Origin of the sequence: Staphylococcus sp. SB1-57, from assembly GCF_017086425.1 — a bacterium.
Taxonomy (GTDB): domain Bacteria; phylum Bacillota; class Bacilli; order Staphylococcales; family Staphylococcaceae; genus Staphylococcus; species Staphylococcus warneri_A.
Map to the genome: position 1 here is coordinate 2,111,966 of NZ_CP070964.1, position 15,697 is coordinate 2,127,662.

Here is a 15,697-nt window from a genome sequence, read left to right on the forward strand (position 1 = left end):
ACATATTTTCATTATATAGTAATTTCAATAATTTTTTCTATAAAAAAAGCAACTCCCATTTCATGAGAGTTACTTTTTATGATTTATTCTAAATTGGCATGATTATTTTGCATTGTCGTTTCATCTACGTCAAATTGTGTCATTAATCCAATGACTACACTATCTAAAAAGATTTGTGATGATTGTTCAAACAAACTACCTAAAGGTTGATCAGATCCAGTGGCATCATGTTTTGTACCTGCGGGTAATTCAACTACTGTGTCTGCAATTTCACCAATTGCAGAATCTAGTTTAGTTGTTAGTAATACCACTTCTGCTTCAACTGATTTCGCTTTATCTGCTAATAAGCGAAGATGTTCTGTTGAGCCTGAACCAGAAATCACAATAAATAAATCACCTTTTTGAATTGATGGTGTTGTTGATTCGCCAATAACAAATGCTTGCTTGCCTAATTGATTGAGTCTCATTGCAAAACTATTTGCAACGAATCCAGAACGCCCCTTACCTGCAACAAATATACGTGATGCTTCAGTTACTTCTGATGCAAATCCATCAAATTCTTCATCTTTAACATGAGATAAAGTGCCCTTTAGCTCATCTAAAATTAATTGATAATGATTAAAAGTTGCCATCATTATTTACCTTCAATAGCATCACGACATTGTTTAGCTGCTTCAACAGGGTCATCAGCATTTGCGATACCGCCACCAACAATTACTAAGTCAGGTTCTTCTGCAACAATTTCTTTAATTGTATCTGGTTTAATACCACCAGCAACTGCGACTTTAGAATTTTTAATTACTGATTTAACTTTACGTAAGCTATCTAATGGAGATTGTCCTTCAGCTTGTAAATCATAGCCAGTGTGCACTGCAATATAGTCAGCACCCATTTCATCTAATTCTTTCGCACGTTTTTCTAAATCTTGAACAGCAATCATATCTACTAATAATTGTTTGTCATTTTTATGTGCTTCTTCAACTGCTGCTTTAATTGATGCATCTTCAGCTACACCTAAAATTGTTACAACATCAGCGCCGAATTTAACAGCTTGGCTTACTTCATAGTCTGCTGCATCCATGATTTTTAAGTCTGCTAATACTTTAGCATTGCTTATATTTCCATTTAAATGTTGAACTGCAGGTAAACCTTCGTTAATCACAATTGGTGTACCAATTTCTACAATATCAACATATTCTTCTACTTTTTTCGCTAATTCTGCTGCTTCTTCTTTATTTAATAAATCAATAGCTAATTGTAATTCCACTATAATTCATCCTTTCAAATTTATCTGTATTTATCTATCTCATTGAATGAATTACCCTGTACACTTTTATTTTAAACGAAATATATTTTTCAAAATAGCTTAGCTATTCTTTAAGTCTGGTGCAGCCGCGTCATCTACATAGATTTCTACATTTGGATGTGTCTTTAAAATTGTAGACGGGATATCTTTGCTTACCGGTTGATTCAATAAGTCATTTATTGCTTGTTTCTTTTTCTCTCCAAACGCTAATAAAATGATTCTTTTAGCTTTAATAATTGACTGAAGGCCCATTGATATTGCTTGCTTAGGTACTTCAGACTCATCGTTAAAGTATCTACTATTTGCTTTAATTGTACTTTCAGTTAAATCCACTACATGCGTTTCACTTTCCAATGATGTTCCTGGCTCATTAAATCCGATATGTCCATTTTCACCAATACCTAACAATTGAATATCGATCGGTCCTTCTGATTCAATTAATTGATTATAGCGTCTTGCTTCTTGTTCAAAATCAACTACGTCTCCATTAGGGATATGAATCCGTTGGCGATTAAAATATGGATATTGATTAAATAATATGTCATCCATATAATAATGATAACTTTGTTCATGCTCAGGTTCTAAACCGACATATTCATCTAAATTGAACGTAGTCACTTGTGAGACATCTATTTGATTTTTCTTTAATAGTGTAACTAGACTCTGATAAACATCTGTCATAGTACCTCCTGTAGCTAATCCTAATTTACTATCTGGGCTATAGTCCATTTGTTTAAATAACTCACAGGCAACATAAAATGATGCTAATTCTTTAGAACCTAAATTAATAATTTTCATAATTAATCACCTCAAAAATTTGCTATCAACCAACATAAAAACAAACCCCTTAATTACATTTGGATTATAACACGATACAACATTTTTTTAGTACTAAAGTGATATGCCAACTTTAAAACACTGATATATATGAATAATTTTAAATTTCATAAAAGAAATTGAGCAGAGATGTACATTTATTGCGTTGTTTTTAGTAAAATAGACTGATAAACACATTGAATGGTGTAAGGAGTGAACGTGTTGGAACCTATCAAATATGAAGAAGTGATGAAATTACTCACCTCTTATGAAAATAAACCCGTTTACCTACATGTTGAGACGACAAATGGTGCATATGCTAACCATTTTGATGAACGTGTATTTAATGCAGGTACTTTTTTAAGAAATATACAAGTGACTTATGAACACGCACAACTAAAAGGCGGAGATAAAGATCCATACCGTATCGGTTTAAAACTTCGCGATGGCGGTTGGGTTTATGTTCAGGGACTAACACATTACGAAGTCAACCAAGATAACGAATGTCTCATAGCAGGATTTAATTATGAAGGGCAATTGGCTGCTACATTAGAAATTAGCGAAAAGCCATTTACTATATAGAGGAGGTCAAAATCATGACTGATGAAAGACATGTACTCGTGATATTCCCTCATCCAGATGATGAAACCTTCTCATCTGCGGGAACCATTGCAAGCTATATTGAAGCAGGCATTCCTGTAACCTATGCTTGTTTAACACTCGGTCAAATGGGCAGAAATTTAGGTAACCCCCCATTTGCCACAAGAGAATCATTACCGGATTATCGTGAAAAAGAATTAGAAGAGGCTGCTAAAGCGATTGGTATTACAGATTTACGCAAAATGGGATTACGAGATAAAACAGTAGAATTTGAACCTCATGATCAAATGGATGACATGATTAAAAAATTAATTGATGAAACGAATCCTTCATTAATTATTTCATTCTATCCTAAATTCGCTGTTCACCCTGATCACGAAGCAACTGGCGAAGCTGTAGTAAGAACTGTTGGACGCATGCCTAAAAATGAGCGTCCAAGGTTGACTTTAGTTGCATTCAGTAATGATGCGCCAGATATTTTAGGCGAGCCAGACATCCAAAACGATATTTCTAAATATAAAGACATTAAAATCAAAGCTTTTGAAGCACATGCATCACAAACTGGCCCTTTCTTAAAAGAATTAGCAAGTCCACAAGTAGATGGACAAGTTCATAGCTTTTTAGAAATCGAACCATTTTGGACATATCATTTCGAATCTTAATGGAGGTTAACAATGACAGAATTTGATTTATCTACACGAGAAGGCCGATGGAAACATTTTGGTTCTGTTGACCCTATCGAAGGTACGAAACCAACTACCAAAAATGAAATGACTGATCTACAAAGCACACACAAAAACTTCTTATTTGAAATAGAAGAAGTAGGTATTAAAAATTTAACCTATCCTGTATTGATTGATCAATTTCAAACAGCAGGTACATTTAGCTTTTCAACAAGTTTAAATAAAGATGAAAAAGGTATTAATATGAGCCGTATCTTAGAAAGTGTTGAAAAGCATTATAATAATGGTATTGAATTAGAATTTAATACGCTCTATCAAGTATTAAGAACATTACAAGAAAAGATGAACCAAAACGCAGCAGGTGTGGATGTTAGTGGCAAATGGTTCTTTGACCGCTTTAGTCCGGTAACCCAAATTAAAGCCATTGGAAATGCTGATGTCACTTATGGTTTAGCAATTGAAGGTACTAAAGTAACGCGCAAAGAATTAACAATTCAAGCGGCCGTTACGACGTTATGTCCATGTTCAAAAGAAATCAGTGAATACTCAGCACATAATCAACGTGGTATCGTTACAGTGAAAACGTATTTAAATAAAGATGACATTGTCATTGATGATTATAAAGATAAAATTTTAGATGCGATGGAGGCAAATGCAAGCTCCGTACTTTATCCAATTTTAAAACGACCTGACGAAAAACGTGTCACGGAACGTGCTTATGAAAATCCACGTTTTGTTGAAGACTTAATCCGATTAATAGCAGCTGATTTAGTTGAATTTGATTGGATAGAAGGCTTTGATATCGAATGTCGTAACGAAGAATCCATACATCAACATGATGCTTTTGCGCGTTTAAAATATAGAAAATAATAAAAGAAATGCAGTACTTCCAAATATATCAATTTGGGAAGTACTGCATTTTTTATTTTGTCATATGCATTTTCTTTTCACCTGGTCTAACAAAGCACATTGCAATGATACTAATTAATGATGCAACCACTGCAGATACAAACATTGAAGAGTAGCCATAAGATGCTACTAAATAGCCTGTTAATGTTGGCGCAATGACCGTTGCAGTATTAACAAAGAAATGTGTAATACCTCCGTATGTACCTGTATTGTTAGGTGTTGTATCAATAATTACAGCCCAATATACGGCATTAGGTAAGAAAATAAATGCGTTTCCAATCATCATTAAAATCATGACCGCTACAATACTATGTGTAAATGGAATGATTAAAAAGCATGTAGCAGCGCAAATCATACCTGCTATTGAAAGTCCAGATCTCGCAATACGTAGACTTCCTGTCTTTTTTCTAAGCCAATCTGATAATTGACCACCGAAGTAAGCTGTAAAGACTGCCCCAATCCATGGAATCATACCTAAATACCATAATGAATGGATTTCAAAATGATATTCATCCTGTAAATATTTAGGCGTCCAAGTTAAAATAAGAAAGTTAACATATTGGAAACCAAAATAACCTAACATATTACAAATTAACGTTGTACTTGTAAAAAAATGATACCATTTTTCTTTAGATTGTTCTGTATCAACTGTCTTTTCGACATTTAAACTATCCTCAGTAGATCGAATAGATTGTAATTCTTCTTCAGAAATTCTTTTATTATCTTCAGGGTAATCTGTAAATACCATAGACCAAACAACTACCCAAATCAGGCCTAATATCCCTAGCAAGATAAATAGTAAACGCCAATTAGAAATTGTTAAAAAACCTGAAACAATGGGTGCTGTAATGAGTGCACCTAATGGTACACCGATTAATCCTAATGCAGATAATAAACCTCTTTCTTTAGGCGCAGCCCAATTGGCATTGGTTTTACTAATTGTAGAAAAAATAGGCCCTTCAGCCACACCAAACATGACACGCAACATGCCGAATCCTGCTAAAGCAGAACCTCCAAATACTGCAATACCTAATTCACCAGCAAATGCCATAGCAATTTCTACTAATGACCAAGCAGTTCCTGCTACAATCCATACAAATTTCGGTCCTTTTTTATCCGCTGTAATACCCCCTAACAGCGAACCAAACATATAACCATAACCAAAATATCCTAGAATAGAGCCCCAAGCAATCGTATCAAAACCAAATTCTTTGATAATATCCTCTTGAGCGTATGAAATAGCACCCCTATCAATATAATTAATCATTGTCATAATGACAATCATCGTAATAATAAAATAGCGATAACGCTTCATTATGTCCCACCCCTTCATGAACTTTTACACTCGTTAGTAGTGTAGCATAGTTGTAATTGGAAGCGCTACCATAAATGGTTAGAATTTTAAAATAATTAGAAAAAAAGCGAAATGTTGTATGCATTAATATATTTATATGCAATAAACATGTTATAATTAATGAAAAATATACTAAATATGAGGTATTTATATGAATTATTTTGTAGGTTTTAATTTAGGAAGTACATTGACAGGTATTGAAAAAGCCATGATAAATCGTACTAATCTTTTTAAAAAAGCAGGATTGCCAGCTAAATGTGTTTTTATTAAATGGAATCGATTTTTAAATAATTATTATAAGAAATTTATAAATAAAGACGATATTATCAACATGTATGACTTTTTTCAAGAAGTAGAGAATTTAAATGAAACTTATCAATTTGATTGGATTAGTTATTGGGAAGATCAATGTAATTATGATATAGAATATGTTCCAAATACGAACGATGTAAGGGTCTATAATAATGGTATTTTTATTATATATGCTCATTTTTTCAATTCTAGTCATAAAAACATTGATTACATTAACTATTTTGATAAAAATAGAAGAAAAGTTAAAAGAGAATTATTTGATGTTAGAGGCTTTTTAAGTTGTACTAAGTTATTGACTGGAAACCAAAATACGGTATATGAATCATATCATAACGCAAATGGTGAAATTGTAATTGAAAAATATTATCATGCTCAATCAGACAAAGATACGTTAGATTTGATTGTATTGAATTTTGATAATAAAAATCATTATTTTTATCAAGAAGAAGAGTTAGTAGCTTATTTTATCGAAACTTTATTCCAAGAAAATGATTTATTCTTTAGTGATAAAAACCTATACACTGCACCTGCCTTTAATTTAACTTCAACAAATATTCCGGTAGTTGCTGTTTTACACAGTACACACGTAAAAGATTCAAATAATGTTTCTACATCTAATTACAAAAATGTATATAAAGAAATTTTTAACAATTTATCTAGATACCAAGCTATAATTGCATCGACAAATGAACAAAAGTTAGATGTATCTCATCGTGTTAATTCAGAAATCCCTGTTCACAATATACCTGTTGGTTTTACAAATCCTATTAAATTAGCAAATAATAATATCAATCATAACAAATTAATTTCTGTAGCTAGATATTCACCAGAAAAACAACTTGATCACCAACTCAGATTAATTAAAAAATTAAAAAATAGTTTTCCAAATATAGAATTACATATGTATGGTTCAGGAATGGAAAAAGTTAAATTACAAAATCTTATAAAAGAGCAAGATTTAGAGAATCATGTATTTTTACGTGGTTTTTTACCAGATTTAGAAAACGAATTTAATGATGCCTATCTGTCAATTATAACAAGTAATATAGAGGGCTTTTCTTTAGCACTGCTTGAATCAATAGCACACGGAGTTCCTACTATAAGTTACAATATTAAATATGGTCCTAAAGAAATGATTAATAATGGCGAAAATGGCTATTTAATTGAAAAAAATGATGAAGATGCATTATACGAAAAAGTAAAATATCTATTAGATCATCCTGAACTACAACACGAATTTTCACTAAATAGCATACAAGTTGCCAATCAATTTTCTGAAGATCATTTAATTAAACAATGGCATACCTTCCTTAAAACGTTATAATTTCTAATAATCATAAAAATTCCCAAGATACATTTTGTACCTTGGGAATTTTATTACCCTTTAATCCTTAAATGCTTTTTGGTATTGTACATACCCTGAAAGGAAGTGCTCAATATCATCTATTCTGACTCTATATCCTTGGTCTTTAACAAAAAATGATCCCAAGATTCTTTGAGGATTTTTAAAGTACATTGCTACTTCAGGGTAAAAATAGCCAATCCTCTGATAGTCTGCTCTCAAATGAATAGTGTCTATAAATTTGTCTTCATCAATATTCTCATTAATTAAATTTTGTTTACCAATAGATTTTGCTTTTTGAATCAAACGATAAGTAGCCATCAGTAATTCTAAAAATGTAGCAAAAGCTAATTTATTTCTTCTTATAAAAGCAAGATTTTCATTGACATTTTTAATACCGAAAATAATATATTTATCCTCTGGTTTTATTTGTACTAACTCATTTGTACAATATCCTAACCAATGATCGTGATAATGCCAATACTCGTTTTTAATGAAGAATTCAAATAAATTTTCAACTGTTTCTAACCATAAATTATTTTTATCATGTTGATATAATCTTAATAATGCTAACGCTGCCTCACCATCATAATAAACAATTCTAAACTTCTCTTTAACAGATAAATCAGGATAGTTTAATACATGAGTAGTTTCAAAGGTATCTTTATTAATCATTGTTAATATACCATTAGCTACTTTTTGGGCCACTTTTAGATAGCGCTCATTATTTTTCACCTTAAGATATTCACAAATGGCAAAAATAAATGAAGCATTTTGGCCTAATTTTATCTCATTACTATTTTCTGTATCATCAAAAACGTAACAATTACCATCTTTTTCTAAAATATAGTTTTCAATAATGAAATCGATTGCCTTTTCTACTGGTTCGACTGATTGATCTATATAAGTTAATCCTTCTATTAAAGCATAGGTAGATGAAGAATGTCGTAAAATATTATAAAAATTAATTTTTTTATCAAAGTGTGGGAAATAACCATAATTATACTTACCGTTTTCCCCTAGCATATTTAATAAATAAGGCACACTGCTGTTGATTAGTTTATCTATTTCATCTGATAAGTTATCAACTTTACGTAATCCTTTTCTGTTACCTTCAGGCCATAATTCAAAAACTTCCTCTTCATCTAATATAAAACTTTGAGTGAAAAATTTAATGACATTTTTATCGTTATAAAATTCATGGGTAAAACCTTTTTTATGGTTGGTATACTTTCTTAAATAATTATTAATATTATCTTCTGATAACTCTAAATTTCCTGTTTCTTTATTTGGTTTTACAAAAGCATTAATATTAATTTCTTCAGGTAAAAATGCTAAGTTCCAATATTGATCAAAAGCAATACCAAATTGTACATAATTACGACGCGTTTCTTCCAATTCTTCTTTAATTTGTTTAAATGATATATTTTCTTCCCCTGTAACAAAATCGAGTTTTATCCATTGAGGATACTCACCAGATTTTTTTTAAACTTTAAGCATAGCTTATTAATCTCTCTCTCTATATAGTTTGTCTTTTTTAATAATTTAATAGTCGCTTTAACATTTGGTTTTCCTAAACTTACAAATGCGTATGCGTTTTTATAATCCTCTATTTTTATAAAACTTAATAATTTGTTTATTTTTGCTTCAATTCTCATGATTACCTCCATTTGCATAACATATATTTATTATAACATTTTCTACAATTATGTAACTTATAAAAATAATAAAAACCAGGTTTTTTAAACCTGGCTTTTACCATTAATAAATATTGTATTTTTATTGGATATTACTTGTTATTTGCATCTTTTTTACGGCGTCTACCGAATAAGAATAAAGATCCTAATGCCGCGAATAATGAACCGAATAAAGTAGCATAGTTTTGATTAGAGTCATCACCCGTTTCAGGTAATGCATCATCTCCATGCTCTTTATCTGCATCGTTGTCTGAGTCTGAGTCGCTGTCGGAATCGGAGTCACTGTCTGAGTCTGAGTCGCTGTCGGAATCGGAATCACTGTCGTAATCTGAGTCACTATCTGAGTCGGAATCACTGTCTGAGTCAGAATCGCTGTCTGAGTCTGAATCGCTGTCTGAATCTGAGTCGCTATCGGAGTCTGAATCGCTGTCTGAGTCTGAATCGCTGTCTGAATCTGAGTTGCTATCTGAGTCTGAATCGCTATCTGAATCGGAGTCACTGTCGGAATCTGAGTCACTGTCTGAGTCTGAGTCGCTGTCTGAATCTGAGTCACTGTCGGAATCTGAATCGCTGTCTGAGTCTGAGTCGCTGTCGGAATCGGAATCAGAATCGCTATCTGAGTCTGAGTCGCTGTCTGAGTCGGAATCGCTGTCTGAATCTGAGTCGCTGTCTGAATCTGAGTCGCTATCGGAATCTGAATCTGAATCGCTATCTGAATCTGAGTCACTGTCGGAATCGCTATCTGAATCTGAGTCGCTATCTGAATCAGAATCGCTGTCTGAGTCGGAATCGCTGTCTGAATCTGAGTCGCTGTCTGAGTCAGAATCACTGTCTGAGTCAGAATCGCTATCTGAGTCGGAATCGCTGTCTGAGTCTGAGTCACTATCTGAATCTGAGTCGCTATCTGAGTCAGAGTCGCTGTCTGAGTCGGAATCGCTGTCGGAATCTGAGTCGCTATCTGAGTCTGAGTCGCTGTCTGAGTCAGAATCGCTATCTGAGTCGGAATCGCTGTCTGAGTCTGAGTCACTATCTGAATCTGAGTCGCTATCTGAGTCGGAGTCGCTGTCTGAGTCGGAATCGCTATCTGAATCGGAATCACTGTCGGAATCTGAGTCACTATCTGAGTCGGAATCGCTGTCTGAGTCTGAATCGCTGTCGGAATCTGAGTCGGAATCACTGTCTGAGTCAGAATCGCTGTCTGAGTCAGAATCGCTGTCGGAATCTGAGTCACTGTCGGAATCGGAGTCACTGTCTGAGTCTGAGTCGCTGTCTGAATCTGAATCGCTGTCTGAATCTGAGTCGCTGTCTGAATCGGAGTCGCTGTCTGAATCTGAGTCGCTATCTGAGTCAGAATCGCTATCTGAATCGGAGTCACTGTCGGAATCTGAGTCACTGTCTGAGTCTGAGTCGCTATCTTCTTCGAAGTAACCATTGTCTATTGTGAAATCATCATGATCTTTAATAGTTACATGTACATCTTCCCCATCAGCATCTTTATCATCATCACTAGAGTCTACTGTAGTTTGTGTTAAGTTTGCTGGTTTATCAAAATGAACAATGTAATCACCATTATCTAAATTATCAAAACGGTATTTACCATTTTCATCTGTTGTTGTTGTTTGAAGCACGTTACCATCTTTGTCTTTTAATGTAACAGTTACACCAGGAATCCCTTTTTCAGTATCATCTTGTTTACCGTCTTTGTTGGTATCTAACCAAACATAATCACCTAAACTATATTTTGGTGTTTTATAGAAACCACTATCTAACGTCCAGTTATCTGCGTCTTTAATCACACCAGTAGTAGTTAAGCCATCTGAATCAACACTATCATCTGTACCAGCATTTGCTGTTGTTGGTGTATAACCTTCTGGTGTTGAAAATTCTACTGTATATGTTCCGTTTGTTAAGTTATTAAATTGATATTTACCTGTTGCATCTGTAGTAGTACGATCCAACTCTTTGCCATTAGCATCTTTAAGAATGACATATACACCTTGAATACCTTTTTCATCAGCATCTTGTTTACCATCTTTATTCGTATCTTCCCATACATAATCACCTAATGCATATTTCTTTAAATCACCATTAGCTGTTGAAGATCCTGCTGTTACTGAATAAGAGTTTGACCATGTGTAGATTTTTTCATTAGTATCTAATCGGTAATCAATTTTACCATTCGTATCATTTGCTGTATCTAAAGGATAGGCAACTTGTTCAATAATATATTGCTTATTACTACTTCTTGCTCCGTTTAATAAATCAACAGTTGCAGTTTGGTTGTTATTACTATAATTAATTTTAAAATTACTAGTTACATCTTTAAGATTAGATGTATCTGGTGTAAAACTATCTACAAATTGGTTTTGATCTGTTACTTCATAGATTTTGAAGTTATTTTTAGTTGGATCGAATTTAAATCCCGTTAGGTTTGTAGTAAATATTTCTTTCGTAAATGTTGATTTGGGTTGGTTAATGTAAGCTGTCATATGACGTGCTAATGTACCATTTTCAATATAATTTGTACTTGTAATGATAGGTGCATTCTCTTTATTACCATAATCCACAATAACATCTTTAGAATATGATTGATTACCTAAAGTGACTTGCATTGGATAAGCCGTTTTATCAGTTGTTGCATTTTCACGTTTAGCAAACGTAATCTGTTCAAAACTACCTTTAATATTATTATATTGATCAACGTAGTTAGTAAATGTATAAGTAGTTGAATTAGTATTACTATCGTAAATACCTTTAGCAACTAATCCACCATTTGCATCATATAAGTTCTGTTGTGTAGAAGGTAAACTTACTGAACCAGGACGGAAGTATTTTCCATATTGGAACGTCATTTGGTCTCCTTCATGCACATCATCATCAATTGTATAATCCGATTTTAATTTTAAAACATCACTTGATGTAGCCCAGAATTCTTTTTGTCCTGTTTGAGGATTTGTATGTCCTTTATCAATAGCTATATCGATATTAGAAAAATGAACTTTATCATTTACATTTGTACCTTGTCTTACTGCTGCTAATTTTTTAATACCTAAACGATTAACAGGTTTTGGTGTTGATGTAGTTGAACGTGGTGTAGCATACGTTGTTGTTGAATCTTTTTTATTTGAATAATCTTGAGCTAGTACACTTAATAATGTTGTTTCATCAAGATTCTTATAATCTAAATCTAAGTTTTCAACTTGTGCTTTTGCATCTTCTTTGCTTGTATTGTTTGTATCAGTAATATAATTCGTTAAAGCTTCTTGTTTATCTTCAGTTGTTGATGCATTTTGAACATTATTTACTACTGTATCAAATTCTTGTGTTGTATTTGCTTCTGGTGAATTTTGAGTTTGAGTTGTTGGTTGAGTTGATTGTTCTGTAGTTGTTTCTTGAGAATCAGTTTGGTTTGATTCTGGAGTTTGGTCTGTAGTTGTTGGAGTTTCTTTTGTTGTATCAGCTTTTGGTGCTTCTTCTGTTGTTGCTGGTTCTTCTTTTGTTGTGTCAACTTTTGGTTCTTCTGCTTCTGCTGTTGCTGGTTCTTCTTTTGTTGGTTCTTCCGCTGTTGTTGGCGCTTCTTTTGTTGTCTCAGCTTTTGGTGTTTCTTCCGTTGTTGACTCTTCTGAAGTAGTTGCTTCATTTGTTACATCAACTTGGTCAGGGTTGACATTATTGTTAGTTGCTTGTTCATTTGTTTGAACATCACCTTTTTGTTTAACACTATCTTGAGAGGCTATATCTTCATTAGATTGAGTAGATTCTTCAGTACTTGTCTTCTCAGAAGCATGCGCTTCGTTATTACCAATACCGAATACTAATGTGGCGCCGACTAAAATTGATGCCGTCCCTACTGTAAAACGTCTAATTGAATATTTGTTTAGTTTGTTTGGTAAAAAATCCATTCTTTTCTTCATTTACTTCCTCCTTGAAAAATTTTTCAAAATACTATGTAACAACCATGTATATTCTTTTAGTTGCTACCACAAATATAATACAAGCAATATTGTTTTGCAACATATAATATTTTATTAATAAAGTATACAAACTTCATAATCTTAAAATATTAAAAAAATTAATGAATAAATGTCTGAAACATTACATTTACTAAAATAAGTTGATTAATAAATTTACATAAAAATAATCCTTTTGAAAGCTATATGTCATATAGTTACGCTATAAAATAATGATTAATCGATTCGCACTATATTTTTAATGACAAATATAACAATCAAAAGGATTATTGTTTTATATATTCTAAACTTATTATCAAAACATGCTTGTTTATCAAACTTCATTTAATTATTATGTATAATTTGTTAGATAATGACTTAAATCATTAAATGACCTTCAATGATTTAAGAATATCATTATATAATCTTTTTAAATAAATCACAACAATAATATCATTTGAGAATTAAATACTTTAATTCTCAAATGAATATAAATAAAACATATATTTACTTATCAGCAACAAAAAACTCAAACAAGTTTTATATAATGTAGATATTTAGAAATTAGTATATTTTCTAACTACTCTTTAATATCTATTCAATACTTGTTTGAGTTGATTTTAATCATTTTCTATTTTAGTTGTGCTTTTATTTTAAATGGTCATATGGACTATTATTTACGAAAGATACAATTTGATCTACAAATAATCTAGCACGTAACTGGAATTCATCATCTTCTAAATATAATGTGCCATCATCTAATTTAGCGTAATCACTATCATGCGTAGCAATTTGCGTAGGTACAGCAATGCCTAATAAACTTCTCACGATAATTCTTAAATGTGATAGTGGTTCAGAACTTACAATACCACCACTATTTCCAATCAATCCAACAGGTTTCATTTTAAAGTAATCCATATTCAAGTGGTCTAATGCGTTTTTTAAAATACCTGAAAATGAACCGTGGTAATTAGGTGTCCCTAATATGAAGAAATCCGCTTCCATAGCCTTACTTTGTAATAAATCAACATTATTTTTAATCTCTTCAGTCGCTTGTGTTGTCCCTGCAAAATCAAGTTGATGTATAGGATTTTTCGCTAATTCAAAAATTTCCAACTCTACATCATGTTCTTCAAATTGACCTTGTAAATATTGGGATAACGCGTGCGTATGAGATCCTAATTGTGCACTACCGATAATTGCTAGTCCTTTCATTATCTATATCTCCTTTGTCGATTGTATTATTTTTTCTGATCAATCAATTTCATTATAGCTTTACCAACACCACTATTTTCATTAGTGTCAGTAGTGTATGTTGCAATTGCCTTCACTTCCGGTGCGGCATTTTCCATTGCAACAGGATAGCCAACACGTTCTAACATAGACATATCATTCAAGTTGTCACCAAGCGCCATTACATTTTCCATTTTCACACCTAAACGTTCTGCGATTGTTTCCAACGCAATACCTTTTTGGGCATCTGAATGTGTAATTTCTAAATTCCCTCTTGAAGAAGAAGATATAGCTAGGTTAGGTGACGTTGCAAGTTCTTGTCCAACACGATCCATTTTTCCTAAATCAGGATTGAAGGCTAACACTTTCATTATTAATTCACCAGGGATGTCCTCTATCGCATCGTAGCTATCAACAACTTTTAAAGTTCCATTCTTAATACGTTTTTGAATACCATTTTTAATTTTTTCGACATCTGCTTTTTGACCTGCTCTCTCAGCGATATCAATATAAATATCCAAATCACGTTGTGGATCTTCAGTATAAATACCTCTATTGGTATAGATTTGGTAATAAATATCTTCCTCTTTTAATTTTGAAGTAACTTTATGCACTAATTCATGATTCAAATGAGAGGTACTCATTATATTGAATGTTTCATCTCGAACCTCTGCCCCATTCAAGCAAATATAAGGTACTTTCAAATCTGTCTCAGCAACTGGCGTGTTAGCTTCATAAAATGCTCTACCTGTCGCTATGACTACAGTAATACCTTGTTCTTGGGCATATCGAATTGCTTGCTGATTTTCTTCTGAAATTTCGTGTGCTGCGTTTAATAACGTACCATCCATGTCTGTTGCTATTAACTTAATCATTCGTTAACCTCGTTTCATACTATATAGTATTCATTATATTAAAGATTCGTGGATTGACAATAACTTGCCTTACTACACTATTCTAACAAATCCGATTCATGATTTAGTATAGCCCGTTTGTCGGATTTTTTCTTTTTTCTTAACTTTCTAAAGAAGTTTCTTAGTAAATCACCACATTGTTCTTCTAAAAATCCACTCTCTACTTGTGCTCTATGATTAAAGTCCGGTTGCGTCAATAAATTCATTAAACTGCCTGAACATCCGCCTTTAAGATCTGCTGCGCCATATTTAATATATGGTATTCTACTCATGACAATAGTGCCTGCACACATCACACAAGGTTCTAACGTGACATATAAAGTACAATCTTCAAGTCGCCAACTACCTATTACTTTGGCTGCCCGTTCAATAGCTAAATGTTCAGCATGGGCCGTAGGTTGTTGCATCGTTTCTCTCAGATTATGCGCTCTTGCGATTACATGACCGTTCTTAACTATAATTGCACCAATAGGAACTTCACCTAGTAGTTCGGCTTTTTTAGCTTCTTGGATTGCAAGTTTCATATAATATTCATCAGTTTCCATTCGTGTCCAGACACCTCACTTGTGTTACAATACTCA

12 protein-coding genes and 1 pseudogene are annotated in these 15,697 nt (G+C 32.7%); 4 read left to right on the forward strand and 9 right to left on the reverse strand.

Annotation, left to right across the window (positions count from 1 at the left end):
* Positions 1-83: 83 nt before the first annotated feature.
* The 3 genes from hxlB to nagB all read right to left on the reverse strand — a co-directional run bounded on the left by hxlB (position 84) and on the right by nagB (position 2,104).
* Positions 84-632 carry a 6-phospho-3-hexuloisomerase gene (gene hxlB, locus JX000_RS10510; protein ID WP_172852427.1) on the reverse strand — a complete coding sequence of 183 codons (549 nt, stop codon included), beginning with the start codon at positions 630-632 and terminating at the stop codon, positions 84-86.
* Between the two features lie 2 nt (positions 633-634).
* Positions 635-1,267 carry a 3-hexulose-6-phosphate synthase gene (gene hxlA, locus JX000_RS10515; protein ID WP_206140690.1) on the reverse strand — a complete coding sequence of 211 codons (633 nt, stop codon included), beginning with the start codon at positions 1,265-1,267 and terminating at the stop codon, positions 635-637.
* 99 nt (positions 1,268-1,366) lie between these two features.
* Complete coding sequence (gene nagB / locus JX000_RS10520) at positions 1,367-2,104, reverse strand: glucosamine-6-phosphate deaminase (RefSeq protein ID WP_002451096.1); 738 nt, start codon at positions 2,102-2,104, stop codon at positions 1,367-1,369.
* Between the two features lie 237 nt (positions 2,105-2,341).
* Between nagB and JX000_RS10525 the strand changes: the two genes are divergently transcribed.
* The 3 genes from JX000_RS10525 to folE2 are packed head-to-tail and all read left to right on the forward strand — an operon-like array spanning position 2,342 to position 4,275.
* Positions 2,342-2,704, forward strand: a complete 363-nt coding sequence (locus JX000_RS10525; protein WP_172852425.1) for a YojF family protein — start codon at positions 2,342-2,344, stop codon at positions 2,702-2,704.
* 14 nt (positions 2,705-2,718) lie between these two features.
* A complete protein-coding gene (gene bshB2 / locus JX000_RS10530) occupies positions 2,719-3,384 on the forward strand; it encodes a bacillithiol biosynthesis deacetylase BshB2 (protein ID WP_002451098.1) in 666 nt (221 codons plus the stop codon).
* Positions 3,385-3,396: 12 nt separating this feature from the next.
* Positions 3,397-4,275, forward strand: coding sequence for a GTP cyclohydrolase FolE2 (folE2, locus tag JX000_RS10535; RefSeq protein WP_002451099.1), 879 nt, complete (start codon positions 3,397-3,399; stop codon positions 4,273-4,275).
* 52 nt (positions 4,276-4,327) lie between these two features.
* On the opposite strand, the gene JX000_RS10540 is transcribed toward folE2, so the two are convergent.
* Entirely contained in the window at positions 4,328-5,629 is a 1,302-nt protein-coding gene (locus tag JX000_RS10540; RefSeq protein WP_107536230.1) for an MFS transporter, read from the reverse strand.
* A gap of 190 nt (positions 5,630-5,819) precedes the next feature.
* Here JX000_RS10540 and JX000_RS10545 point away from each other — a divergent pair, with 190 nt between their 5' ends.
* The gene (locus JX000_RS10545; protein ID WP_206140691.1) at positions 5,820-7,304 is read left to right on the forward strand and encodes a glycosyltransferase family 4 protein; all 1,485 of its coding nucleotides are present in this window, start codon (positions 5,820-5,822) and stop codon (positions 7,302-7,304) included.
* A 60-nt stretch (positions 7,305-7,364) separates the two neighbouring features.
* Here the strand turns inward: JX000_RS10545 and JX000_RS10550 are convergent.
* The 5 genes and pseudogenes from JX000_RS10550 to tadA form a co-directional block, all read right to left on the reverse strand.
* Positions 7,365-8,980, reverse strand: a pseudogene (locus JX000_RS10550) (poly(glycerol-phosphate) alpha-glucosyltransferase).
* A 131-nt stretch (positions 8,981-9,111) separates the two neighbouring features.
* Complete coding sequence (locus JX000_RS10555; RefSeq protein ID WP_206140692.1) at positions 9,112-12,933, reverse strand: MSCRAMM family adhesin; 3,822 nt, start codon at positions 12,931-12,933, stop codon at positions 9,112-9,114.
* Between the two features lie 684 nt (positions 12,934-13,617).
* Positions 13,618-14,184 (reverse strand): NADPH-dependent FMN reductase, encoded by a 567-nt coding sequence (locus JX000_RS10560; protein WP_015365345.1) that lies wholly within the window; start codon positions 14,182-14,184, stop codon positions 13,618-13,620.
* Between the two features lie 26 nt (positions 14,185-14,210).
* Positions 14,211-15,077 carry a Cof-type HAD-IIB family hydrolase gene (locus JX000_RS10565; protein WP_124228560.1) on the reverse strand — a complete coding sequence of 289 codons (867 nt, stop codon included), beginning with the start codon at positions 15,075-15,077 and terminating at the stop codon, positions 14,211-14,213.
* A gap of 77 nt (positions 15,078-15,154) precedes the next feature.
* On the reverse strand, positions 15,155-15,661 hold the full coding sequence (gene tadA, locus JX000_RS10570; protein ID WP_206140693.1) for a tRNA adenosine(34) deaminase TadA: 507 nt from the start codon (positions 15,659-15,661) through the stop codon (positions 15,155-15,157).
* Between the last annotated feature and the right edge of the window lie 36 nt (positions 15,662-15,697).

Bases quoted from the DNA above. Each gene is read 5' to 3' on its own strand.
- folE2 (WP_002451099.1), top strand. From the start codon at position 3,397: ATGACAGAATTTGATTTATCTACACGAGAAGGCCGATGGAAACATTTT.
- JX000_RS10545 (WP_206140691.1), top strand. From the start codon at position 5,820: ATGAATTATTTTGTAGGTTTTAATTTAGGAAGTACATTGACAGGTATT.
- hxlB (WP_172852427.1), bottom strand. From the start codon at position 632: ATGGCAACTTTTAATCATTATCAATTAATTTTAGATGAGCTAAAGGGC.
- JX000_RS10565 (WP_124228560.1), bottom strand. From the start codon at position 15,077: ATGATTAAGTTAATAGCAACAGACATGGATGGTACGTTATTAAACGCA.
- JX000_RS10540 (WP_107536230.1), bottom strand. From the start codon at position 5,629: ATGAAGCGTTATCGCTATTTTATTATTACGATGATTGTCATTATGACA.
- JX000_RS10555 (WP_206140692.1), bottom strand. From the start codon at position 12,933: ATGAAGAAAAGAATGGATTTTTTACCAAACAAACTAAACAAATATTCA.
- bshB2 (WP_002451098.1), top strand. From the start codon at position 2,719: ATGACTGATGAAAGACATGTACTCGTGATATTCCCTCATCCAGATGAT.
- nagB (WP_002451096.1), bottom strand. From the start codon at position 2,104: ATGAAAATTATTAATTTAGGTTCTAAAGAATTAGCATCATTTTATGTT.
- JX000_RS10560 (WP_015365345.1), bottom strand. From the start codon at position 14,184: ATGAAAGGACTAGCAATTATCGGTAGTGCACAATTAGGATCTCATACG.
- tadA (WP_206140693.1), bottom strand. From the start codon at position 15,661: ATGGAAACTGATGAATATTATATGAAACTTGCAATCCAAGAAGCTAAA.